Here is a 25,128-nt window from a genome sequence, read left to right on the forward strand (position 1 = left end):
AAAACTTTTAAAAAGTCTGACAAGGATGATCTAATCTAATGTAATTATCAATTGCATACGTATTCAACAGATTTTAAATAACAAAAGCAACCTCAAAAAACAACTTAACCAATTGTTTTAAAAGGAAATAAAAAAAATGTTAGCAATAAGTTAATAAAATGAAAGCCCGAGTGCGCTTTTTATGAATACGTATGCAAGTCATTCTATTTGTAATCATTTGTAATTACCATTGTCACAACCTAAAAAAAGTGGGTTACTTTTTAAACAATAAACTGGCTAGGACAGCTGGTAAAAATATCTATAACAAGGATGAAACGGGGAGATAGAAAATGATTAACTTTAAACCGAACAAACTGACTATTGCACTACTATCTAGTGGTTTGATGTCAATGAGTGCTGCAGCATTTGCAGCCGAAGAAGTACAAGCAGAAGCGGTAGCGGTAGCCGAAGAAGAAGTAGAAGTTATTGAAGTAACTGGCTTCCGTCGTAGTTTAGTTCAATCTATGAATACTAAACGTTATTCATCAAGTGTTGTAGAAGCTATTTCAGCTGAAGATATTGGTAAATTACCAGATTCATCTATTGCTGAATCAATTGCTCGTCTACCAGGTCTAACGGCACAGCGCCTTGACGGTCGTGCATCAAAAGTAAGCATCCGTGGTTTTGGCGAAAACGAAAGTGCAACAACGTTTAATGGCCGTGAGCAAGTATCAATCGATGATAACCGTGGCGTGCAATTCGATTTATACCCTTCAGAGATCATGAGTGGCGTTACAGTATACAAAACTCCTGATGCAACAATTGAAGGTGAAGGTATTGCTGGTGTTGTTGATTTACAAACAGTTCGTCCTTTAAGTAAAACTGAGCGTGTAATTCAAATCAATGCACAATTAGAACAAACCAGTTTTGATGAATTAAACCCTGATGCTGATAACACAGGTGAACGTGCTACTTTCTCTTACATGGATCAATTTGCTGACAACACAGTAGGTGTTGCTGTAGCAATTTCGACCATGAGCTCTCCTAACCAAGAGAAACGTTGGAACTCTTGGGGCTACCCAGAATTTAATGATGCAGCGGGTAATACCTACTCTATCTTAGGTGGTGCTAAGCCATTTGTACGTTCTTCAATGTTAGAACGTGATTCAGTTATGGGTGTTCTTGAATTTGCACCAACTGATGACTTACATTTAACGTTCGATGCTTTATACGTAGACTTTACTGATGAAAAAATCTTACGTGGTATCGAAACACCTTTCGCATGGGGTCAAGGTACAATTGATCCAGCTTCTGCAGTAGTTGATCCTGAAACAGGTTTTATTACTAGTGCTGTAACAGAAGGCCAACGTGTAGTACTTCGTAACGATTACGAAGAACGCCAAGCAGAAATGAACTCTTACGGTTTTAATGCTGAATATAACTTAAATGATGACTGGTCATTAGAATTTGACGCATCTTACTCAAATGTTGATCGTGAAATATGGTCAATGGAAAGCTACGCCGGTACTGGACGTGGTGATTCACGCGGTGTTGCAGACAACATTGGTTATGAATTTGATGGTGGTAACACTGGTGCTAAATTCTCTCACGACTTAGATTACTCAGATTACAATCTAATGCAATTAGGTGGTCCTTTATCTTGGGGTTGGTCGTCAGCTCTAAATGACAAATATGGCATCACTGGTACAGAATATGAAAACCAAGCACAAGATGGTTTCTTAAACACACCAACAGTTGAAGATGAATTAACTTCACTTCGTTTTGCTGCGACTCAAATGATTGAAAATGATTACGTTTCTGCAGTTACTTACGGTGTTTCATACAAAGAACGTGAAAAACAAAAGAAATCTGACGGTTTCTTCCTAACAGTATCATCTTTCTCTTTAGATACTCCTGGTATGATGCCAGTACCAGAAGAATATAAAGAAGGTACGGTTAATTTAGACTTTATTGGCATGGGCGATATGATCGCATATAACTCTAAAGGCCTTGTACAAGACGGTTACTACGATCTGTTATCAGAAGCGTTAACTAACACAAGTCACGCGACTAAATCTTGGACTGTAAAAGAAGAAATTACAGCTGCATTTATTAAAGCAGACTTAGATATGGAATTAGGTGGCTTCCCAGTAAGTGGTAATGTTGGTGTTCGTTATGTGCAAACAGATCAATCTTCACAAGGTAATGCATTTAATACTCAAGATGGCTTAGTTATTACTAGCCCGACAGATATTGAGCATGATTACTCACATATTTTACCTAGCTTAAACTTATCATTACGTTTAGACGACAATCAAACAGTTCGTTTTGGTGCTGCTAAAACTATCTCTCGTGCTCGTCTTGATGAAATGAACGCATCAGTAAATGCTTCTTATAATCAACAACCTGATGATAACGGAAATTACTGGTCTGTAAGTGGTGGTAACCCAGAGTTAGAGCCTAAAGAAGCGATTGGCTTAGATTTAACTTATGAAAACTACTTCTCAGGTGAAGGTTACTTCTCTGCAGCATTATTCCATAAAGATTTAAGCGAATGGATTTTCGACGGTACTTATGAAGTTGATATGTCAGGTGTTGCCGATCCAGCAACTGGTGAAATTCCACCAAATTCAACAGGTACTGGTACTGGTAAAGTAAATGGCGGTGAAGGTACTCTTTGGGGTTACGAACTTTCAGTGGCATTACCATTTAACGTATTTAGCGAAAGCTTAGACGGTTTTGGTTTAATTGCTAGCTACACTGGTGTTGAGTCTGATATTGAAGACCAAAACGGTAACGAATACGAATTACCAGGCTTATCAGATAGCATTTCTAGTGTTACCGCTTACTATGAAAAGAGTGGCTTCCAAATCCGTGCTAGCATGCGTTCTCGTTCAGACTTTAAAGGCGATGTATACGGTTTAGGTTTTGACCAAGTACAAGTTGATATCGAAGGCGAAACAATTGTTGATGCTCAAATCGGTTACGATTTTGGCGAAGGTGGTTTCGAATCGCTTGATGGTTTATCAATCTTCTTACAAGGTTATAACTTAACTGAAGAGCCATTCACTTCATTACAAGGTGATAACTCTTTACAAGTACGTGACTACCAAGATTACGGTAGCAGCTACTTATTAGGTTTCAGCTACAAGCTGTAATGCCTTTGTTAATTTAAGATAAAGCCCTTGTAATGAACTATTGCAGGGGCTTTTTTATTAAAATAATTAGTTATTATTACCATTGTTAATAGTGATAATATCTAATTGTTTTAGAATAATTCAGACTCCATTGAGCAACAATTTTATAGGTGCAGAAGTGAATACAAACGCGGTAAAAAATGTCGTCATTGTTGGCGGTGGTACTGCTGGCTGGGTAAGTGCAGCATTATTAAATCGAGTACTTGGCAAAGTGCTAAATATCACCTTAGTTGAGTCTGAAGAAATTGGCACTGTCGGTGTTGGCGAAGCAACAATACCGCCTATTATCACCATAAATAACGCCCTTGGTATCGCTGAAAAAGATTTTTTACAAGCGACTCAAGGTACCATTAAGCTTGGTATAGAATTCGAAAATTGGAAAAAACAAGGCGACAGCTACATGCACGCCTTTGGCGGCATAGGTAAAAACTTTCCATTTTGTGATTTTTATCATTACTGGCTAAAAGCCAAAGACTTAGGTGAAACGTCTGATTTTTGGGATTTTTCCTTAAATTATCAAGCAGCCAAACAAAACAAATTTTCAAAAGCACCAAAAATCGCTGGCACAAATATGCCAGGTCTAACCTATGCCTATCATTTCGATGCGAGCTTATATGCCCAGTTTTTAAGAAAACTAAGTGAATCAAGTGGCGTTACTCGCATTGAAGGAATGGTGAACTCTGTCGAGGTTAACGACGAAAACGGTTTTATCAAATCCATTACTCTAAAAGATGGCAACACCATTGCTGGTGATTTATTTATCGACTGTACTGGCATGGCAGGGTTGTTAATTGAGAAAACTCTAAACACCGGTTTTGAAGATTGGTCACATTGGCTGCCTTGTAACAAGGCGATGGCCGTACCATGCGAAGCAACCAAGCCTATCTCACCATTTACCCGCTCAATTGCTCATTCAGCCGGTTGGCAATGGCGCATTCCACTTCAACATAGAACGGGCAACGGCATTGTCTACTCAAGCAAACATATGAGTGACGAACAAGCAAAAGCAGTGTTGTTAAATAATTTAGATGGTAAACCGTTAGGCGAACCTAAAGTAATTCCATTTAGAACGGGGCGTCGTCGCAAACAATGGCATAAAAATGTCGTCAGTATTGGCTTATCAAGTGGGTTTCTAGAGCCATTAGAGTCTACTAGCATTCATTTAATTCAAACCGCAGCCATTCGCTTAATTAAACTTTTCCCGCATCAAGGCATTAATGATATTGAAGTAGATGAATTTAACAACCAAGCGAAAATTGAAATAGAACGTATTCGCGATTTTATAATTTTACATTACAAAGTTAATGAACGTGATGACAGTAAATTCTGGAAAGAATGCCAACGTATGGATATCCCAGAAACATTACAGCATAAAATAGACCTGTTCAAAGCTACCGGCAAATTATTCCGTGAACAAGATGATTTATTTACAGAGATTGCTTGGCAACAAGTACTGATTGGTCAAGGAGTTATACCTGAAGATCAACATGCTTTAGCTGATTCATTAAGCAAAGAGCAGCTATTTGAATTAATGAAAAATTTAAAAATATTAATCGACCGTAGTGTAGAGCAAATGCCTAGCCACGCAGATTTCTTGACGCAAGTGTCACGATAAAAATAGAGAATCAACATGAAAACAACACAAATTGGCCATATCTCCTTACCATCTTCTCGCCTAGTATACGGCTGTATGCGAATCAATGGTGACAACTCTGCAGATGCCTTCAAACAAGGTAAAAATGCTATTCGTGCGGCAATAGATGCTGGTTACAACCATTTTGATCACGCTGATATTTATGGCGGCGGTGTATGCGAGTCTATTTTTGGTGAGGTTATTAAAGAATCTCCAGAATTGCGCGAGCAACTTATCGTCACCTCTAAAGCCGGAATTCGTTTTGCTAACACTCCCAACGAAGGTGATGTTGGTCGTTATGATTTTTCCAAACAATACATCATCGGGCAAGTAGAAGGCTCATTACAGCGCCTCAATGTTGATGCTTTAGACTTATTCTTATTACACCGACCAGATTACCTTTTTGATCCACAAGAGGTTGCAGAGACGTTTGAGCAGCTTAAACGCCAAGGTAAAGTAAAACACTTCGGTGTAAGTAACTTTTCTCCATCACAGCTTAATCTATTGCAGTCATTTACCAGTGAAAAACTTGCGGTTAATCAGGTTGAAATCAATATTCATAATATCGACGCGTTCAGTAACGGTACATTGGACCAATGTTTGCAAAATAACATAACACCAATGGCTTGGTGCCCTATAGCAACGGTTGTTTATGAAGCTTGGGGTAACACTTTTAGCCAACAAGATGTTGAGCGTATTCACCAAGAGTTTGACCGACAAGCACAAATTTACGGCGTAGAAAAATGGCTAATAGCCTTTGCTTGGTTACTAAAACACCCTGCAAAGATATGCCCAATCGTAGGTACAACCAATCCTGAACGTATCAAGGCAGCAACCTCTGCTCTGGAAATTAACTACTCACGTGAAGATTGGTACCGACTTTTACAAGCCCGTAATGGCCAGCCAGTGCCTTAGACGCTTATTAATAATAAACAGAACTAAAACGATAAGCCTTATAACAACTATTTGAAAGAGAAAACAACATGCTAGCAATACAACAAAATTTGAGTAAGCGTTTTTATGCATTACTTAGCTTACCATCAACGGCAATGGGGTTTGCTCTTTCAGTACAGATTTCAGCACTAAGTTGGATCTTAACGACACAATATGGTTTAGACATACATGAGGTTGGTTTAGTCTGGGCTGCAGGTCCTATTGCAGGAATTTTAGGGCAAGTAATTATTGGCATTATTTCTGACAAAGTTTGGTTTTGGAATGGTCGCCGACGCCCTTTTATTTTAATTGGTGGTGTGCTCGCTGGTTTGATGTTACTGGCTCTACCAAACATTGATATTATCTCAACAGCAATGGGCGTTGAAGCCATATTAGCGGTAGCTATTGCCATAGCACTAACTTTAGACTTATCAATTAATGTTGGCTTTAATCCTACTCGCTCTATCATTGCTGATGTTACACCCGAAGGTGAAAAACGCACTCGAGGTTATACTTGGATGCAAACCATATCTGGCACGTTCGGTGTTTTAGCTTACGCGATCGGCGCTATTTGGGGTAATTTCGTTCTTATTTACTTTGGTGCGGCGTTAGTTTTAGTATTATCAATATTCCCACCTTTGTTTATTACTGAGCCAAAAGAATTACAGCAAAGCGAGAACCAAGTAACGAGTACACCATTATCTTTTGCAGATATTATGATCAATATAAAACCATTATGGGGTTTTATTATTTATGACATCTACGCAATGGGCAGGCAGCTCAGTGGAGCGACTGTAGACAATTACTATGTAGAAATTATCTGTGCCATCCTCACTGTAAAATTTGTTATGCAGACCATGATAGCTAAAGAAGATGATAAGACAGAACACGAAGCAGGCTTAGTTGGTTTCCGTAAAATCTTAGCCGCTCATTCTTTTAGCTGGATTGGCATCCAAACCATGTTCGTTTTTATCTTTGCCTTTTTACAAGATAAAATGACTGGCATAAGCGATGCAGATCTTGGTCAAATAATATCAATTAGCTTCTTAATTTTAAGTGCTGTAGCCGCCATTCTACCAGCGTTATTATTACAACCCTTAGCGAAAAAAATAGGCCGCGTAAAAGTACATACCTACTGTATTGCTTCTATGGCTGTTGGCTATTTTGCTATCGCTTATTTAGGTCATTCACAGTACACCTTGTATTTCTTAATGGCGATTTTAGGTATTGGTTGGTCTGCTGTTATCAGTTTAGTCTTTGCCATCATGTCAGAGAAAATAGATCAATCAAAAATGGGAATGTACATGGGCTTATTTAACTTATCGGTAGTGATCCCACAATTGTTGGTGAGCTTAGGTATAGGACTGTTTATTTCACAAACCCAAGATAAGAGCATGATATTTATTCTTTGCGGTATCACCTTAGCAATATCAGCATTATGCTGGAGCCAAGTTAAAGAACACAAAAAATAAATCAAGGTGTCTGACACCTTGATTTTATATCTATGACTCGTCTGAGAATATCTGTTCTATCGGTAGAGCGAATAAACGCGATACTTTAAAGGCAAGAGGTAAGCTGGGGTCAAACTTACCTTTTTCTATCGCATTGATTGTTTGTCTCGATACATCGAGAGCGTCGGCAAGCTGTGCCTGAGTCCAGTCCCTTTCAGCACGTAAAATTTTTAAACGATTTTTCATCGATATTTTACTCCACCTTTAATTACTCCAACCATGAAAGCGATACACATAACGATTATTAGATGAGATATTTCGGGCTCAAAGGCAATAAGCTTAATATCTTCTAGCAATTGATAGCTACAGCCTAGAACTAAGCCGACACCTAATGATAATGCCATTGCTTCACTTTGAATTTTTTGCTGCATTTCATCTAAGCCACGTAAATGATTACGGTTCGCTAAGATCATACCAAAGCCAACAATAATGTTAGCTATTACTGCAATAATAGTTAGTGGCACATTAAAGTCCCAGATAAACTTTGGGGCAAATGCGACTATTGCAGTAGTAACCAACCAAGAAAAAGTCCATATCCCTAGAGTAATGGTATTTTTCTTAGTACGTGTTTTCCAATTAGTTTCTTTGTGCTTCACTGTCTACCTCACTTGTCATTATGTAAAACAAACTTTACTTTTTATTTAGCATAGACTTTGAGTAAACTCGTGTCAAGCTTGCTTTACTTTTAGACAAATAAAGATTACTTAATATACTCACAGTATGGGGCAGGAGGTCCCGTGTCTCGCTTATGCTCGCACAGGATGACGTGGTTAATTGTTTCTAATACCAATTGAGAAAAAGGTTTTTACCCGTGGGATTTGCATCAAGGTGTCAGAGTTGTTGAAATGAATTTAATTTCAACAACTCTGACACCTGATAGGTTTATTGTGCTTTATAGATTGCGTAGCTTAATGGGGCTAAGTTAATTGTTACTTCGCCATTGTCTTCGCTTTTATCTTTGGCTAAAACTACAGGTTCAAAGCCTTTATAAGACATATTGAACGTTTGTTTTTGCTCTGTTGTTGCGGTGTTCGCTACGATTAAGTATTGCGCGTGCTCAGTCGTTCTAGTGAAAGCGTAAATGCCTGGTGTATCTTGTGCATAAACTTGTGCTTGCGCGCCATGACGTAATGCATCGTGCTTAACGTATAAGTTAGCAAGGGCAACTAAATCTTGGTAAAGCACATGGCTCTGATCAAAGTTATCATCCGCGGTAGTTGCATCTGTCCCGAGTAAATCATCATCGTTATAACTAGCCACTAAAGATGGCATCATATCTTGGCGAGAGTCTTTATCATTACCATCACCAACAAAGCCTTGCTCATCACCGTAATACACCACTGGAATACCACGAGAGAAGTACATTAGTGCGTTAGATAATTTAATACGCGCTAATTTTTCAGCTTCGCTCATATCTGGATTTTCTCTGTCTAACATGTAAGCAAAGCGCCCCATATCATGATTACCAGTAAAGGTTACTAACTGGCTCGCATCACTGTCTTCATCTTTATAGAAATGATCGCCATTAAAAATAGCTTCTAACTCATTTGTGCCTTTTTGCTCAATTAAGCTTTTATATATGCCGCTTTGCACAGCAAAATCTAAAATCGATTGCATTTTACCTGTCGTGGTAAAGGTGCTTAAAAATTCAGGTGTTGAGTCGTATACTTCACCAAACATGAAAAATTGTGGTATCCCTAATGACTTAGCATGGTCAACAATCGCTGGTGAAAACTCGCTCCAAAACTCCATATTTACATGCTTAACCGTGTCGATACGAAAGCCATCTGGTTTAAATTCGCTTACCACACCTTTGAATACATCAATTAACCCAGCAACAACTTCAGGGTTGTCGGTATCAATATCATCAAGCCCTGCAAAATCACCATATATCGCGCTTTCGCCTTCCCAAGTGCTGTCACCTTGATTGTGGTAATACTTAGGGTCATTTAACCATTGCGGGGTTTTAATGTTTTCACTACCTTCGGGTACAAAAACAGTATATTTATCGCCATTCGCTACTTGCTCTAACGTTTTATAATCACATAAGCCTGGTGTTGCTCCTAACCATTGCTTACCATCTTCACCATGACATTCTTTGAACTTAATCACATCGGCACTATGGTTAGCAATAATGTCAAAAAACACTTTCATATTAAGTTTATGAGCAGCATCAATTAAGTCTTTTAAGTCTTGGTTCGAGCCCAAGTGCGGGTCAATTTCGGAAAAATCTAAAACCCAATATCCATGGTAACCTGAGCTATCACCTTGCACTGCTTGGTTACGCATAATAGGCGTCATCCAAATTGAGGTAATACCCATTTCTTGTAAATACGGAAGTTTGTCTTTTAAGCCAATGATATCACCGCCGTGATAGTGACCTTTGCTCGTTTTATCAAAGCCACCTTGTGACTCTACTAAGGTTTTTGAACCATTATCATTACTAGTATCGCCATTTTGAAAGCGATCAGGCATAACAAAGTAGAATACCTCATCACGTATATCGCGCTCTAAATAATGAGGCAACTGGGTACTAATTTTTGCAACTGCATACTGCTGTTCTTCATTATCTTTTGCTGCGTGCTGATTATTATCACAACCCCAGAGAGTCATTGCTGCAACTAGTGGTAAAATTTTACTTATAAGTTTCATATGATTTCCTATTAACAAAAAGGAGATATCGATCTCCTTTGATGAATTTCTATCTTTTAACTAGCCTTTCGGGCGTTCGTGATTCATCACATTGACTAAATTAGTCATATCATGATGCTGCCAAAATTCATTAATAGTGTAAGGTAGACGGCGACGCCAATTTGGATGCTCATCGATCGTTCCAGGGATGTTAACTTGCTCGTTTAAGCCTAACGCGTCTTCAAGTGGTACCAATAAAATACGACTCGGCGCTTTCGCTAAAAAGGCTTGTACTGCTCGAGATAACTCAGAGTTCATTACTGCTGGCTGTGTTTGTGGGAATTGCTCCTTAGATAACACGCCTTCATATTCAAGAGCCCCAAGTAGTTGCTCTCGGTCGGTAATACGGCCATTGCGCTCATCTATGCCCATTTGCTCATTTGGGTATAAGTTAAGGTCTTGACGCCATTTTAAATCGTTACCTGTCCACCAACCAGAAATGGTCGATAAGTCGTGGGTTGAAACCGTAACCATAGACTGTTCAGGGTAAATTTCAGGGCGGAAGTACAAACCATTTTCGTAACGCTCAAAGAACAGTACTTTGTAAGATTGCAAACCTGAGGCTGCCATAATCTCACCGAAACCGTCCGGTACATTTCCTAAATCTTCACCAATAACCACACACTTATTGCGACGAGATTCAAGTGCGATAATGCGGAATATATCATCTAATGGGAAGGTGATATAAATACCTTGATCAGCTGCCATACCTGGGGCAACCCAATATTGGCGCATTAAGCCTAAAACATGGTCAATTCTCAGTGCACCGGCATGTCGCATATTACTGCGCAATGCTTTTACTAACGGCATATAGCCTTTTTCTTGTAAAGCCACCGGGTTAATTGGCGTTAAACCCCAATCTTGGCCAAGAGTATTCATTGCATCTGGTGGCGCGCCAACTGCCGCACCTGAAACATAGCTATGTTTATCGGCCCAAACTTCAGCGCCACTACCATCACAACCAACCGCTAAGTCTAAATATAAACCAACCGGCATATTATCTGCTTTCGCTTGCGCAGCAGCTGCACCCAATTGGCTGTCAGCAACAAATTGTAAAAATTGGAAATAGCCAATGCGCTCTGCGTTGTCTACTTTGAACTTTTCAACTTCAGCACTATGTGGGTCTTGAAACTCTACCGGCCATGCTTTCCAACCATAAGCATTGTCATCTATCTTTCTAAAATGTTCATAAAGTGCGTCAAAAGTAGCTAACTCGAATAAATCATCGCCCATTTCAGCAACGAATGCTTGGTACTGCTTGGCAAAGTCAGTATTGGCTTGTAAATGATTAGCCACGAAATCTGCGTATAACAACTCAAGAGCTTGTAATTTAAGGCTAGCAGCATGAGTATAATCAATGAACTCTTGCTGATTTACTTGCGCTATTTGCTCTTTAAAAGCTTTACTCGCCACTAGTTTTTGCACTGCTGAACAGCTTGCAAAGTTAGCCACATTGGTAACATCAATGTATAACGTATTAAGGAAACAACGGCTCGTTGGAGAATAAGGACTAATATGCCCAGGGTTATCAATATATAAAGGATGTAATGGATTTAAACCTATCGCGGTAACACCACGCTTAGCAGACTCGGCTACTAAATTTTTCAAATCACCAAAGTCGCCCATGCCCCAGCTATTGTCAGACTTTACTGAGTATAATTGAGCCGCTAATCCCCACATACGGTAATCGGCGGCATCATTTGGCCCAAAACATGTTTTTGGCGCGACGATTAAATGACATGTTGCCGTTTTATTCGCGATAGTAATGGTTAATGAATGATAACCTTCTGCAATGCTTGGCAACTCTAGGTGTAGTTTTTTATAAACAACGCCGTCAACATTTTGCTCTGCAAGCACAGTTAGCTCGCTAACATTGATCTCACCCGTTAAAGTTTCACCTGACTCTAATTGCACAGTCCAATTTAATGTTTTATCAAAATCATCGCTAGCAACACTTAACCAAGCGTTATAACGTTCGTCTTCAGACTTAAGTAATTGCATCGCTGGTAATAATGAAACCCAAGTTGAGTTTTTAAGGGTGTTAACGCTTTTCATAATTGCGTCATCGCAATCAACGTTATACTCCATAGCGGTTAAAAGTGCTTTCAAGGCGTCTTGATTTGCGAGTACATTATTGCCGTAGCAGTCAATGTAGCTCGAGTGAAAACCGACCTGTTCGGCCAATTGTTGCATAGGTGTCATGGTTATAATCCCTGAATATCTTTTTGGCTATAAGTTAAAACCGAGCAGCTAAATGCTGAAATAGACAACAGCGAGTCTTCTATTTTATTTGCATTAATTTGTGGAGAGCTGTCGGCTGTATTTATTATTTGAGTCCAATTGCCTTTTAATTTTGGCAATTGAAATTTGTGCTCATGATCATGAGCATTGAAAATGATCAACAACGCATCGTCGTCATAGACCTTATCCTGGCCTTTATCATTTATTTCTTCATGTTCGGTATCGGCAAGCATCATTGCAAAACTCTTCAATGATTTATTATGCCAATTACCTTCATCCATAGCTTCGCCATGGCAGTTAAACCAGCTTAAATCTTGCAAGCCTGTTTTCTTTGAAACTTTATGGCCATGCTGATAATTCAAACGGTTCAGAAGTGGGTGTTGCTTACGCAGTTTAATTAGCTGCTGTACAAAGCGTACTTGCGCTTCATCTTCTTTATGCCAAGTTAACCAAGTAATTTCATTATCTTGGCAATAGGCATTGTTATTACCTTGTTGCGAGTTATTACGTTCATCGCCAGCAAGTAACATAGGAGTACCTTGCGCTAAAAACAAAGTAGCTAAAATATTACGCTTTTGCTGCAGCCTAATTTGATTAATATCAGCATCATTGGTTTCACCTTCAACCCCATAATTACGGCTAAAGTTGCTACCATGGCCGTCACGATTTTGTTCGCCATTAGCTAAGTTATGGCGTTGTTCATAAGTAACTAAATCATGCAATGTATAGCCATCATGAGTAGTAACCACATTCACACTAGCGTATGGGCGACGACCATGATGTTCAAAAATATCACCACTGCCGTGCAAGCGTTTGGCTAACTCGGGGATCATATTGTCATCACCACGCCAAAACCTGCGCACAGCGTCGCGGAATCTATCATTCCATTCGTACCAGTTACCAGGAAATTGACCTAACTGATAACCACCATGACCAATATCCCAAGGCTCGGCAATAAGTTTTACATGGGCCAAAACTGGGTCTTGGCGCAGCGCCGCAAAGAAGCTCGAATGACCGTAAAAGTTATCATTACCACGTTGGTCTTGGCGGCCTAAAATTGGTGCTAAGTCAAATCTAAAACCATCAATACCCATGACTTCAACCCAGTAACGTAAGCTATCCATTACTAGTTGTAATACTCTAGGGTGGGCTAAATTTAATGTGTTTCCACAGCCTGAATGGTTAATATAAAAACGCTTATCTTCATTTTCTAAGCGATAATAACTGGCGTTATCTATACCTTTAAAACTATAAGTCGGCCCCATGTGATTGCCTTCGGCGGTATGGTTGTAAACCACATCTAAAATCACTTGCAACCCAGCTTGGTGAAAAGCATCCACCATTTGCTGAAATTCTTTTAACTCATTTTGCTGACAATATCTTGGCTCAGTCGCAAAAAACGCAATCGAGTTATAACCCCAATAGTTTTTCAAACCTTTTTCTAAAGCAAACGATTCATCAAAAAAAGCATGCACCGGTAGTAATTCAACACTAGTCACACCTAAGTCTTTAAAATACTGAATAACAGAGGGTTGGCCCAAGCCTTTAAAGGTGCCGCGCATCTCAACGGGTACATTGGGATTTAATTTAGTAAAGCCTTTTACATGCGCTTCATAAATAATGGTTTCGTTGTCAGCAACAGTTACCGAATTATTTAACCCCGATAAATTCTCTGTTACTACGCATTTAGGCATGCAATTTGAGTTGTCGGTAGTATCTATCATCAGATCAAGCTGACGAGAATTAATATCAAAACCGTAGTGTTGCTCTGACCAAGAAAAGCTTTTATTTAGTTGTTTAGCATAAGGGTCCAGTAACAACTTAGCTGGATTGAAACGATGACCATTATGAGGTTCATAAGGCCCATAAACTCGGTAACCGTATAAGGTACCAGCCTTCACCTCTGGTAAATAAATATGCCAAACTTCGTCGGTATATTCCGTTAACTCAATACGCTTAATTTCAGTTTCAGTTACTTTATCAAATAAGCACAGTTCAACCTTAGTAGCATTAGCACTAAACAACGCAAAATTGGTACCATTGCCATCGCAAGTAGCGCCTAAAGGATAATTTTTGCCAGCTAAAGTTGTTGTCATAATAGGCTTAACCTTCAATCTCAAATACAAGTGTCGCTAGAGGAGGTACAGTTATATCAATAGACTGCGGGCGATCTTGCCAAGGAGTTGGGGCAGAGTGTACACCACCTAAATTGCCAACATCACTACCACCATAAACATTGGCGTCAGAGTTAAATATTTCTTTATGGAAACCCGCTTTTGGTGTACCTAAGCGGAAGTTGTGCACGACATTAGGGGTAAAGTTACATACCACTAAAACAGGGTTGCTAGCATCAGCACTGTAGCGCACATAGCTGTATATTGATTGCTCGGCATTAGTATGATCAATCCAATCAAAACCGTCTTTTTCGCAATCTAATTGATGTAATGCCGGAGTACTTTTATAAAGGTTGTTTAAGTCTTTAATTAAGCGTTGTACGCCTTTATGGTTATCATTTTCAAGCAAATGCCAATCTAAGCCTTGCTCAAAATTCCACTCTGCGCGCTGACCAAACTCACAACCCATAAACAGTAGTTTTTTACCCGGATGAGTCCACATAAAACTGTAATAAGCACGTAAGTTGGCAAATTGTTGCCATTCATCACCCGGCATACGAGTTAAAATAGAACCCTTACCATGGACAACTTCATCATGACTTAATGGCAAAATAAAGTTTTCATCAAAGGCATAAACTAAGCCAAAGCTCAATTCATTATGATGGTGTTGACGGTATATTGGGTCACGTTTCATGTACTCAAGCGAGTCATTCATCCAGCCCATATTCCACTTATAACCAAAGCCTAAACCGCCATCACTTGTTGGGCGAGAAACGCCTGGCCAAGATGTTGACTCTTCGGCAACCGAGAATGCTCCTGGGTAATCCGCGTAAAGCTCTTCGTTAAACTCTTTTAAGAAAGCAACCGCTTCTAGGTTTTCATTGCCGCCAAATTCATTTGGGATCCACTCACCTTCGTTACGGCTGTAATCTAAGTAAAGCATTGAAGCAACCGCATCAACGCGGATACCATCAACATGATAAGTATCTAACCAATGCATAGCGCTAGCACGTAAAAAATTAGCTACTTCAGTACGACCATAGTTATAAATTAATGTATTCCAATCAGGGTGAAATCCTTTACGTAAATCTTCGTGCTCATACAAACACGTACCATCAAATTTTGCTAAGCCGTGTTCATCAATTGGAAAATGCCCAGGAACCCAATCAATTAATAAACCAAGACCGGCGTTATGACAGGCTTGTACAAAGTATTTAAAATCTTCAGCGCTACCAAAGCGAGCAGTAGGCGCAAATAAGCCAACCGGTTGATAGCCCCAAGAACCATCATAAGGAAACTCACTAATAGGCATCAATTGAATATGAGTAAAGCCCATTTCTAAGGTATAAGGAATTAAACGCTCGGCAATCATGCGGTAATTTAAAAACTCATTATTTTGATCCCGTTGCCAAGAACCTAAATGTAATTCATAAATTGAAATGGCTGAGCTGCGCTCATTGCGTAATTGGCGAGAGTTCATCCACTGCTCATCGTTCCAATCAAACTCTATTTCGGCGCTTATTACCGAAGATGTTTCAGGGCGAACCTGCGCTTGTATGCCATATGGGTCAGCTTTAAGAGGTAATAAGTTGCCATTAGCATCTTTAACTTCAAACTTATAATGACAACCCGGACCTATAGTTGAGTAAGTAGCATCTTGTGGAATAAATATTTCCCACATGCCACACTCTAAACGTTTACGCATTGGGTATAAGCGACCATCCCAGTTATTGAAATCACCAACAACCGCAACATGGCTTGCATTTGGCGCCCAAACAATGAAGGAAACACCTTTAACACCATCATGTTCAACACAATGAGCACCGAGTTTTTGATAAGGGTGCTTGTGCTTGCCTTCATTAAATAAATAGATATCTAAGTCGCCAAGTACTGGTGAGCAATTAAACGGGTCGGTGATAATACGCTCACCTTGGCTGTCAGTAACTTTTAATTGATAAGCAAACACTTTTTTACGGCGAGTCACTTTACTGAAAAAACCGTTTTCATCAACTTTATCAAGCTTAGCAACCGTTTTACCTTTTTCGTCTAGCAATGAAACAGCCTTAGCTTCGGGTAAAAAGGTATTAATTTGCAAATAACCTTTATCATTTGCATGCAAACCTAAAAAACCATAAGGGTTATTATGGTTAGCATTATTAATGGCTTGAATATCGTGTTGCATTTTTAGTTCTTCCTAAACTCTTTATTTAAGTGTTTTTAGTAAGTTAATGGCAAAAAACAAGTAAGTTTCGTTACTTGTTTTTTGCGTTAAATTTTAGTGCTTAATAGGAGTTAATTTCCAAATATTATCAACGTAATCTTGAATTGATCTATCAGAGGTAAACTTACCCATTTTCGCCGTATTGATTATCGCCATGCGTGCCCAGCGCTTTTTATCTTTATAGGCTTTATCTAATTCGATATTGGCTTTGGCATAAGCGTCATAATCTGCGAGTAAACGATATGGGTCACCACCTTCAAGTAAGCTTCGAGATATAGCTGCTAACTCACCAGGCTTGCCAGGTGTAAAGTAATCAGTATGTAGCCAATCTAAACACGCCTTGATTTCTTCATTGCTTGAGTAATATTCGTAAGGGTTGTAGCCTTTTGCGTTTAACGCTCTAAGGTCATCCACGGTATTACCAAAAATAAAGATATTGTCATCACCAACCTCTTCAGCAATTTCAACGTTAGCGCCATCAAGGGTACCAATAGTAACCGCACCGTTTAAGGCAAGTTTCATATTACCAGTACCAGAAGCTTCTTTACCTGCCGTAGAGATTTGTTCAGAAACATCTGCAGCTGGAATTATTTTTTCAGCAAGCGTTACTCGGTAGTTAGGCATAAATACAACTTTCAATTTGCCTTTTATACGCTCATCGTTATTAACCATATCAGCTACTTTATTGATGGCGTAAATAATCTCTTTTGCTAAGTAATAGCCAGGTGCTGCTTTAGCGCCGAAGATATAAACACGAGGATGCATATCGTAATCAGGATTGTCTAATAAACGACGATATAAAGCTAAAATATGTAAGAAGCTTAAATGCTGACGTTTGTATTCATGTAGACGTTTAATTTGCACATCAAAAATAGCATCAGGAGAAACAACAACACCTGTTGTCGCTAGAATTTCTTCTGCCAATTTTACTTTATTATTGTGCTTAATCTGCATAAATTGTTTTTGGAAATTCGCATCGTCAGCAAACTCAGCAACTTGTGCAAGACTCGATAAGTCTTTCGCCCAATCAGCTTTCACCTTGCTATCAAGTAATGCTGATAGCTCAGGATTACACGCTTTTAACCAACGACGTGGCGTAACACCATTGGTTACGTTAGTTAATTTACCCGGATAAAGCTGGTTGAACTCAGGGAACAAGTCACTCTTAACTAAATCAGAGTGAATTTGTGCAACGCCGTTGACTTTAAAAGACGTAACCACACATAAATGTGCCATACGCACCATTTTTTGTGGGCCTTCTTCAATTAGTGATAGACGGCCACGAATTTGATGGTCGTTTGGCCAAAGTGCGCCAACCTCTTCATTTAAGAAGAATTCGTTAATCGAGTATAAAATTTCTAAGTGACGAGGCAATACACGCTCAAACATTGCAACCGACCACTTCTCTAAAGCTTCAGGTAATAAAGTATGGTTGGTGTATGCAAAAATCTTACGACATAAAGCAAACGCATCATCCCAGCTAAAGTTGTACTCATCAATTAAGGTACGCATTAACTCTAAAATAGCGATAGTCGGGTGAGTATCGTTTAATTGGATAACGACTTGCTCAGCAAAGTGCGACCAGTCATCAGCAAATTGTTCTTGGTAACGCTTAATAATATCTTTGATTGAACAAGCACAGAAGAAGTACTGCTGAATAAAGCGTAACTCTTTACCTGCATCGGTTTCATCATTCGGGTATAGCACCTTACTGATCGTTTCCGCTTGGTTTTGCGCAGCATGTGCATCTTGGTAATCACCAGAGTTAAACTGATCCCAGTCAAAATGGCTTGACGCGCGCGACTCCCATAAACGCAATACGTTTACTGTTTGCGAGTTGTAACCAACAATAGGTACATCCCAAGGAACCCCTTTAATTATTTGACCTGGGTGCCATACTTTTTGTACAGAGCCATCGGCGTTAGCAATGGTTTCAACATTACCAAATAATGGAATTTCTTGTACGGCTTCAGGGCGACAAACTTCCCATGGGTTACCATATTCACGCCATTCATCCGGCGTTTCAATTTGGCGACCTTGATGGAACTGTTGCTTAAACAAACCATGCTCGTAATGAATACCGTAACCAACCGCATTAAAGTCCATAGTTGCAAGTGAATCAAGGAAACACGCGGCTAAACGGCCTAACCCACCATTACCAAGAGCTAAATCGTGGCCTTCTTCAAATATATCTTCAAGCTCTAAACCAAGGCTCGCCACTGCTTTTTTCGCCACGTCGAATAAGTCTAAATTATGTAAGTTATTAGAAAGCATACGCCCCATTAAATACTCTAATGAAAGGTAGTTAATCGAACGTGTTTTATGTTCTTTATGGTAAGTATTCGTTTCTTTTAGTTTTTCGTAAACTACTTCATTTACAGTAAGGCACACGGCTCTTAATACTGCTGTAGGGTTTTCAACAAAATTATCTTGTGAAGAAGTGAAATTTAAATGCTGTAACACTTTCTTTTTGAACTGCGCCGCTGTTAAAGGCTTTTTAGCTGTTGCCATAATTTATTGATCTCTATTGAAAATTAAATATACCGCTTATAGGTATTGCTCAAATCGTATAACTGCTTTTTCAAGTCTGCCGGCTGTTTAAAAAAACGCCACTATTAATCTATGTAAGTAAAGTTACGTTAATTTACAGTTTTAGTGCAAATTACTACATACGTATGCATAGCAATATAGCTATGCATACGTATGCAAAATAACAATTAAGCATTGCTTGTTAATACATTATCAATAGCTGACAAACGCTGTGTAAACAATCACTGTATGGATGATATTTTTTAACCTATTGATTGAGCATTTTTTTGTGTTAACAATTTACCCAATAAAAGCATACCAACTAGGTTGTGCTTTATTTAGGTTGAACTCAATGGGGGAGTTAATTACGATGGTTATTGTTTTATATAACTAGCAAGGATTGATGTGAACCCAACAATATCTGAGATACAGGAAGATTTTAGTAATGAAAATATAGCTACTAATGAACTAATTAGTATTGCCAACCTAGAATTCAGTGCATTGTCATCTAAGTACTTCCCCACACATCGCTTAGTTATATTGATAACAACATTGATAGTGATGACTTTAGTTCTGGCAATACAATACCAACCTTGGGCCGTGCCACCTAAAGAACTAAAAGTAGTATTAGAAGTGGCTTTATGGGTCATTGGCTCCATTGGCTTATTAAAATACTTATATAGTTACTTTGCCGATCCGAAAAAAAAATACGCCTTGCGTGAACAAGATATCAGCTATCAGTCAGGTCTTATTTTTAGAAAAACAGTAAGCCAACCAATTTTGCGAGTACAACACGTTGAATTAAAAAGAGGTCCTGTAGAACGTAAAGTTGGCTTAGCAAGCTTACAAGTATTTAGTGCTGGTGGAGCTATGCATACATTCGAAGTCCCTGGGTTAGATTATGACAATGCCGAAAATATTAGACAGTATATTTTATCCCATAAGGATTTAAATCAGCATGGATAATGAGCTGCACTCTGATTTAGAACGCGATTGTGAGCAAACATCGCAGTCAGCAAGCCACACATCGACTAATAACTGGCAAAGAATCTCTCCTATTGCACTGATATATTTTGTGCTCAAGCTAGTCAAAGGTATTTTTGGCAATTTTATTTATTTAGCGCCAGCTCTGTATCTGAGTTATGACAAAGTAGCCGAAAACCCAAGCTTTTGGCTACCAATTATTTATGGTTTTATTGCATTAATCGTATTGTCGGCAGTGCTAAGTTTTTACTTTTTTCAATACCGCTTATCTAACCAGCAAATAGAGATCCGCTCGGGGGTATTTTCTAAGAAGTACATAAACCTACCGTTTTCTCGCATTCAAAATGTTGAGCTAACCGAACCGCTTTATTATCGCCCTTTTGGCTATACCTGTATGCAGCTAGATACCGCAGGTTCGATTAAACAAGAAGCAAAAGTGGTGGCTATTAATAAGCGCAAAGCATTGCAGCTAAAAGATGAAATATTAGCCGCTCATAAACCTGAAAACGTCACCACAAATACCGAGCAAGATTCCCCTGAACAAAGTGAAGATGAAGTGGTACTTGATACTCGAAATTTAGATGATTTGGTTATTCATGGTATTACCAACAACCGAGTATGGATATTTATTGCTGGTTTAGCGCCATTTATAGACCAAATAAGTGACAAAATAGGCCAGTGGCTTTACCTGTTTGGCTTTAATGTTGAACAATACTTTGAATTTGAAGGGAAATCTGGCTGGCAAATAGCCACTACGGCAATATCACTTACCTTAATGGTTATGATCCCGATCACCATATTTTCCATCATAGGTTCAATAATAGCTTTTCATGACTTTAAGTTGAGTAAAAGTGGCGACCGTTATATCCGTCGTAGCGGTTTATTTACTCGTAACGAAGTAACCATGCGCTTATCTAGGCTACAAGTCATAGTTAGACAACAAGATTGGTTAGATGTATTACTTGGCCGTATTAATTTAAAGTTTGAACAATCCAACGCTAACTTCCAACAAACTCAGCCAGGACAACTTACCAACAAGATAATTGTGCCATCAGTTACGCGCAAAGAATGTCAGTTTTTAATTGATGACGCCTACCCTGAAAACCAGCTAGCAGATATCCAGTTCAAACGAGTAAGCCCTCGTTTATTAGTAAGAAACCTATTTATCTTTGTTATGCCTATTACCGCAATAATCACCAGTTTTGTTTATGTTGATCAACCAGTAGACATGATTATTTATGTTTTAGTTTTTGCACTGTTTATTAGCGCCTTAATTACAATGAGTTATTTACGTAAGGGTTATGCTGTTGATGATAATTTTATCTATGTAAGAAAAGGCTGTTTAGGCGTCGACTATTATTGCTTCCCTATTTATAAGGTACAGCAAACAAGCTTTAAACAGAGTTGGTTTTTAAAACAAAGGCAGTTGTGTTCAATTGAATTTGTACTTGCCAGTGGCGCAATAGCTATTCCATATCTAAGTGAAAAAATTGGCCTAAGCCTAATAAATAATAGTTTGCAACAAGTAGAACAATCAAAGAAAAATTGGATGTAAACCTCGACAGCGGTTTTATCAAATGGCTTTTTTGGACTAGGCTAGTAACTAACAGCGTTTAGTTAGGAGTAATACATGTCGAATAAGAAACTTATCAGCATCGCATTAATGATTGTAGGAATAGGTCTAGCTATTTGGGGATATCAAGAATCAACCGGTGCCAGTTCACAATTCTCATCAGCCTTTACAGGTTCATTTTCAGATAGAGTAATGCAATTATATATTGGCGCTGCCGTTTGCTTTGGTATTGGCTTTTTTATGTCACGAAAGTAGATTCCATGGCATCCCCCATGTCCTGTGCTACAAATCTAAAACCATCCATGGTGATTTGCATACTTTCATCCATGAAAGCAAAAAAAAGGGAGAGCAATTGCTCTCCCTGTAAAAACCTCGTCATAGGCGAATAGGAACGAGGGAAAAGTTAAACTCTTCTATAGCACATACTTAGCAGTGAAATGTAAGTAGTTAGAATCAGCATCTTGATTAGCCAACTCGTAATTACCTATTTCCACACCAAATGCTAATTCTTTAGTGTAATTTTTAAATAAGTTCACACCAACATGAGTTCTGTCAACATCAGACTCTTCTGTTGTGGTATTACCATAAAATACGGTGCTGCGAATATCGTCATTCCAGAAGTGGCGATACGCAACCATAACTGAAGTAGTTTCTTCAACTTCATCGGCAATTAAATCACGTGAAGCTGTAACACCAACATAACGACCTACTTCACCACCATGTACTTGGAAACGTAAGTCATCTTTACCAAAGGTTTTAATCTTACCTGAGATACCAAAACCAAGTGCCGCTTCTTCATCATCATCTGAAGTTTGTAATTGACGAGCTACTGCAGCAATAGAGATAGAACCCCAATCATCGCTGAAGGTATATTTACCAATAAGATCTGGAGCTGTATCGTTACCTGTTAAACCATTTTCAGTGTAAGTTTCAGGGTTTTCGATTGCTAGCTGTAAACCACCATTGGTATAACGGATTTGGCCTTGTCGAATAAAGGCTACCGAATTTAACGGACCACCAAAATCGGCAGTTTCAGCTAAAGCGCCGGTGTTAACAAAGGTTGACCAAGTTTGACCAATCAATAAGTTTTCATATTTAATAAACGCATGACGTAAGCGTGGTTTAGATGAGTTAGAAATCGCTTCATTACCACCACCACGAACTGCTTCACCATAAAAATCCATTTCAATAAAGGCAGTCACATCGCCATGTACATATTTAGTATTAAAGCGAGTTTCATTTGCTGTAATTGCAAAATTTTCTGTGTCTTCACCCTTTGAGCCGCCACCATACCAATATTCAGTCGCTGGTACATCGCCGTCAATATAACGGGCATCAACTTTTACATAACCACCAAAAGTAATACTGTCTTGATCACTAATTTTAATGGTGTAACCTGCATTTGCAGCACCTGTTAATAATGCTAGTCCTGTAGCTAAAGCTAGTTTGTTTCGTTTTAACATTTTTCACTCCCCATCGACTTCCCAGGTAGACTGCTAACATCCGTTCAGGCGATCTTTAGTTATTATAAGGGGAGTTACCTCCCCAATTTATTTAGTGTTAATTCCGACTTTATTGCTTATTGTTGTTATTAGTTATGCTGTCGTTAAAATTATTCTTCTAACGTACTTAAGTCACCTTCGTCTTGCCCTAAAGCTCTCGCTTTAAGTACTCGACGCATAATTTTTCCTGAACGAGTTTTAGGCAATGAGTCAACAAACTCAACCGCTTCTGGCATCGCGATTTTACCCATTTCAGCACCAACATGAGCTTTTAACTCAAGTGCTAACTTGTTATCTGCAACCACGCCATCTTTAAGAATTACGTAGGTATGAATAGCATTACCTTTTAGTTCATGAGGTAGGCCAACCGCTGCAGCTTCAGTAACTGACGGGTGACTTACTAATGCACTTTCTACTTCAGATGTACCTAAGCGATAACCACTGACTTTTAATACTTCGTCAATGCGGCCAATAACCCAGATGTAACCATCGTCGTCTTTCTTAGCACTGTCACCGGCAAGGTAGCGCCATTTGCCATCAACTTCTGCCCAGTACAAATCTTTATAGCGCTGCGCATCTTTATAAACAGTTCGCGCCATACCCGGCCAAGGGTTGTTGATCATCAACTTACCTTCTTCATTAGCTGCAACCTCGACACCATCGTCATTAACAATAGTGATTTCATTACCAAAGAATGGCTTAGTTGCAGATCCTGGTTTTAATGGTGTTACAGGCAATGGACAAATCATGAAACCACCGGTTTCGGTTTGCCACCAGGTATCAATAATTGGACATTTACCATTACCAATTACGCTGTGATACCACTTCCACGCTTCAGGGTTTATTGGTTCACCAACACTACCGAGTAGTCTTAAACTAGACAGGTCATGTTTTTTCGGCCAACGCTCACCAAAGCGCATTAAGCCTCGAATTGCGGTAGGTGATGTATAAAGAATATTGATGCCGTAGTTTTCAATAATTTGCCACCAACGGTTCGGGTAAGGATAGTTAGGAGCACCTTCATAAAGCATGATAGTGGCACCGTTAATCAGTGGACCGTAAACAATATAACTGTGACCTGTGATCCAACCTGGATCGGCCGCACACCACCATCTATCTTGTGGCTTAATATCAAACGCCATACGGTGAGTTGTTGAGGTATAAACAGCATAACCGCCGTGAGTATGAACCATACCTTTTGGCTGGCCTGTTGTACCTGACGTGTAAAGGATAAATAGAGGATCTTCAGCTTCTGTAGGCTCAGTTTCACATGTGCTACCAGCAATAGGTAAAGCTTTTAAATCATGTAACCAAAAATCACGTGAAGGCTCCATTTCAACATCAAGTTCGTTGTTTTTAACACAAATACAAACTTCAATGCTTGGCGAGCGCTTCATAGCATCATCGGCAATTGATTTTAAATCAATTTGCTTACCACGACGCCAGCCGCCATCAGCAGTAATAAGAACACGTGAATGGGCTGCATCAATACGAGATGCTAATGCTTCGGTACTAAAACCACCATAAACTACAGAATGTACCGCGCCAATTTTGGCACAAGCTAACATTGCAAAAACAAGCTCAGGAATTTGTGGCATGTAAATAGTAACTACATCACCTTTTTCAACGCCCATGCTTTTTAATACATTAGCAAATTGACACACTTCACGGTTTAATCCGTTGTATGAGAAATTACGTTTTTGACCGTTTTCACCTTCCCAGATAATGGCCATTTTATTACGGTTGGCATTTTCAAGGTGACGATCAATGGCATTGTGAACAATATTAATTTGACCACCATCGAACCATTTATAAAATGGTGCGTTGCTTTCATCTAAAACTGTATCCCACTTTTTAAACCAAGATAAAGTTTCAGCTTGCTCAGCCCAAAAACCTTCACGGTCTTCAACTGAGTACTTATACATAGCTTCGTAATCGCTAACATTCGCCTGATCGATAACCTCTTGACTCGGATAAAAGATATCCGGGGTATTGGCTACATTCATAATTTTCTCCATAA

16 protein-coding genes are annotated in these 25,128 nt (G+C 39.1%); 7 read left to right on the plus strand and 9 right to left on the minus strand.

Annotated elements, in window-relative coordinates:
* The first annotated feature begins 329 nt into the window (after nt 1-329).
* From FNN08_RS01375 to FNN08_RS01390, 4 genes are all read left to right on the plus strand, one after another.
* A complete protein-coding gene (locus FNN08_RS01375; RefSeq protein WP_143582850.1) occupies nt 330-3,137 on the plus strand; it encodes a TonB-dependent receptor in 2,808 nt (935 codons plus the stop codon).
* A 157-nt stretch (nt 3,138-3,294) separates the two neighbouring features.
* Nucleotides 3,295-4,791 carry a tryptophan halogenase family protein gene (locus tag FNN08_RS01380; RefSeq protein WP_143582851.1) on the plus strand — a complete coding sequence of 499 codons (1,497 nt, stop codon included), beginning with the start codon at nt 3,295-3,297 and terminating at the stop codon, nt 4,789-4,791.
* Nucleotides 4,792-4,806: 15 nt separating this feature from the next.
* Entirely contained in the window at nt 4,807-5,724 is a 918-nt protein-coding gene (locus FNN08_RS01385; RefSeq protein WP_143582852.1) for an aldo/keto reductase family oxidoreductase, read from the plus strand.
* A gap of 68 nt (nt 5,725-5,792) precedes the next feature.
* Nucleotides 5,793-7,214 (plus strand): MFS transporter, encoded by a 1,422-nt coding sequence (locus FNN08_RS01390; RefSeq protein WP_143582853.1) that lies wholly within the window; start codon nt 5,793-5,795, stop codon nt 7,212-7,214.
* A 30-nt stretch (nt 7,215-7,244) separates the two neighbouring features.
* Here FNN08_RS01390 and FNN08_RS01395 read toward each other — a convergent pair whose 3' ends face one another.
* The 7 genes from FNN08_RS01395 to FNN08_RS01425 form a co-directional block, all read right to left on the minus strand.
* A complete protein-coding gene (locus tag FNN08_RS01395) occupies nt 7,245-7,439 on the minus strand; it encodes a helix-turn-helix transcriptional regulator (protein ID WP_143582854.1) in 195 nt (64 codons plus the stop codon).
* The gene (locus tag FNN08_RS01400; RefSeq protein WP_143582855.1) at nt 7,436-7,849 is read right to left on the minus strand and encodes a hypothetical protein; all 414 of its coding nucleotides are present in this window, start codon (nt 7,847-7,849) and stop codon (nt 7,436-7,438) included. The genes FNN08_RS01395 and FNN08_RS01400 overlap by 4 nt, the downstream gene beginning before the upstream one ends.
* Nucleotides 7,850-8,135: 286 nt before the next feature.
* The gene (locus FNN08_RS01405) at nt 8,136-9,905 is read right to left on the minus strand and encodes an alpha-amylase family glycosyl hydrolase (RefSeq protein ID WP_143582856.1); all 1,770 of its coding nucleotides are present in this window, start codon (nt 9,903-9,905) and stop codon (nt 8,136-8,138) included.
* A 60-nt stretch (nt 9,906-9,965) separates the two neighbouring features.
* Nucleotides 9,966-12,146, minus strand: coding sequence for a 4-alpha-glucanotransferase (malQ, locus tag FNN08_RS01410; protein WP_143582857.1), 2,181 nt, complete (start codon nt 12,144-12,146; stop codon nt 9,966-9,968).
* Nucleotides 12,147-12,148: 2 nt separating this feature from the next.
* Complete coding sequence (gene glgX, locus FNN08_RS01415; protein ID WP_143582858.1) at nt 12,149-14,281, minus strand: glycogen debranching protein GlgX; 2,133 nt, start codon at nt 14,279-14,281, stop codon at nt 12,149-12,151.
* A gap of 7 nt (nt 14,282-14,288) precedes the next feature.
* Entirely contained in the window at nt 14,289-16,481 is a 2,193-nt protein-coding gene (glgB, locus tag FNN08_RS01420; RefSeq protein ID WP_143582859.1) for a 1,4-alpha-glucan branching protein GlgB, read from the minus strand.
* A 93-nt stretch (nt 16,482-16,574) separates the two neighbouring features.
* On the minus strand, nt 16,575-19,031 hold the full coding sequence (locus tag FNN08_RS01425) for a glycogen/starch/alpha-glucan phosphorylase (protein WP_143582860.1): 2,457 nt from the start codon (nt 19,029-19,031) through the stop codon (nt 16,575-16,577).
* 423 nt (nt 19,032-19,454) lie between these two features.
* On the opposite strand from FNN08_RS01425, the gene FNN08_RS01430 reads away from it, so the two are divergent.
* From FNN08_RS01430 to FNN08_RS01440, 3 genes are all read left to right on the plus strand, one after another.
* A complete protein-coding gene (locus FNN08_RS01430; protein WP_260679254.1) occupies nt 19,455-20,015 on the plus strand; it encodes a PH domain-containing protein in 561 nt (186 codons plus the stop codon).
* The gene (locus FNN08_RS01435; protein ID WP_143582861.1) at nt 20,008-21,588 is read left to right on the plus strand and encodes a PH domain-containing protein; all 1,581 of its coding nucleotides are present in this window, start codon (nt 20,008-20,010) and stop codon (nt 21,586-21,588) included. The genes FNN08_RS01430 and FNN08_RS01435 overlap by 8 nt, the downstream gene beginning before the upstream one ends.
* Nucleotides 21,589-21,663: 75 nt before the next feature.
* Nucleotides 21,664-21,861, plus strand: a complete 198-nt coding sequence (locus FNN08_RS01440) for a DUF3185 family protein (RefSeq protein WP_143582862.1) — start codon at nt 21,664-21,666, stop codon at nt 21,859-21,861.
* A 158-nt stretch (nt 21,862-22,019) separates the two neighbouring features.
* On the opposite strand, the gene FNN08_RS01445 is transcribed toward FNN08_RS01440, so the two are convergent.
* Nucleotides 22,020-23,069: a DcaP family trimeric outer membrane transporter gene (locus tag FNN08_RS01445; protein WP_143582863.1), complete on the minus strand. Its 1,050-nt coding sequence runs from the start codon at nt 23,067-23,069 to the stop codon at nt 22,020-22,022.
* Between the two features lie 149 nt (nt 23,070-23,218).
* The gene (acs, locus tag FNN08_RS01450; RefSeq protein WP_221931756.1) at nt 23,219-25,114 is read right to left on the minus strand and encodes an acetate--CoA ligase; all 1,896 of its coding nucleotides are present in this window, start codon (nt 25,112-25,114) and stop codon (nt 23,219-23,221) included.
* Between the last annotated feature and the right edge of the window lie 14 nt (nt 25,115-25,128).

The sequence above is a fragment of the Thalassomonas sp. M1454 genome (assembly GCF_007097525.1).
GTDB lineage: Bacteria > Pseudomonadota > Gammaproteobacteria > Enterobacterales > Alteromonadaceae > Thalassotalea_A.

Excerpts from the sequence above, each read along its gene's own strand:
- FNN08_RS01375 (WP_143582850.1), top strand. The coding sequence starts at position 330 with ATGATTAACTTTAAACCGAACAAACTGACTATTGCACTACTATCTAGT.
- FNN08_RS01385 (WP_143582852.1), top strand. The coding sequence starts at position 4,807 with ATGAAAACAACACAAATTGGCCATATCTCCTTACCATCTTCTCGCCTA.
- FNN08_RS01390 (WP_143582853.1), top strand. The coding sequence starts at position 5,793 with ATGCTAGCAATACAACAAAATTTGAGTAAGCGTTTTTATGCATTACTT.
- FNN08_RS01395 (WP_143582854.1), bottom strand. The coding sequence starts at position 7,439 with ATGAAAAATCGTTTAAAAATTTTACGTGCTGAAAGGGACTGGACTCAG.
- FNN08_RS01405 (WP_143582856.1), bottom strand. The coding sequence starts at position 9,905 with ATGAAACTTATAAGTAAAATTTTACCACTAGTTGCAGCAATGACTCTC.
- malQ (WP_143582857.1), bottom strand. The coding sequence starts at position 12,146 with ATGACACCTATGCAACAATTGGCCGAACAGGTCGGTTTTCACTCGAGC.
- glgX (WP_143582858.1), bottom strand. The coding sequence starts at position 14,281 with ATGACAACAACTTTAGCTGGCAAAAATTATCCTTTAGGCGCTACTTGC.
- glgB (WP_143582859.1), bottom strand. The coding sequence starts at position 16,481 with ATGCAACACGATATTCAAGCCATTAATAATGCTAACCATAATAACCCT.
- FNN08_RS01425 (WP_143582860.1), bottom strand. The coding sequence starts at position 19,031 with ATGGCAACAGCTAAAAAGCCTTTAACAGCGGCGCAGTTCAAAAAGAAA.
- FNN08_RS01435 (WP_143582861.1), top strand. The coding sequence starts at position 20,008 with ATGGATAATGAGCTGCACTCTGATTTAGAACGCGATTGTGAGCAAACA.
- FNN08_RS01440 (WP_143582862.1), top strand. The coding sequence starts at position 21,664 with ATGTCGAATAAGAAACTTATCAGCATCGCATTAATGATTGTAGGAATA.
- FNN08_RS01445 (WP_143582863.1), bottom strand. The coding sequence starts at position 23,069 with ATGTTAAAACGAAACAAACTAGCTTTAGCTACAGGACTAGCATTATTA.
- acs (WP_221931756.1), bottom strand. The coding sequence starts at position 25,114 with ATGAATGTAGCCAATACCCCGGATATCTTTTATCCGAGTCAAGAGGTT.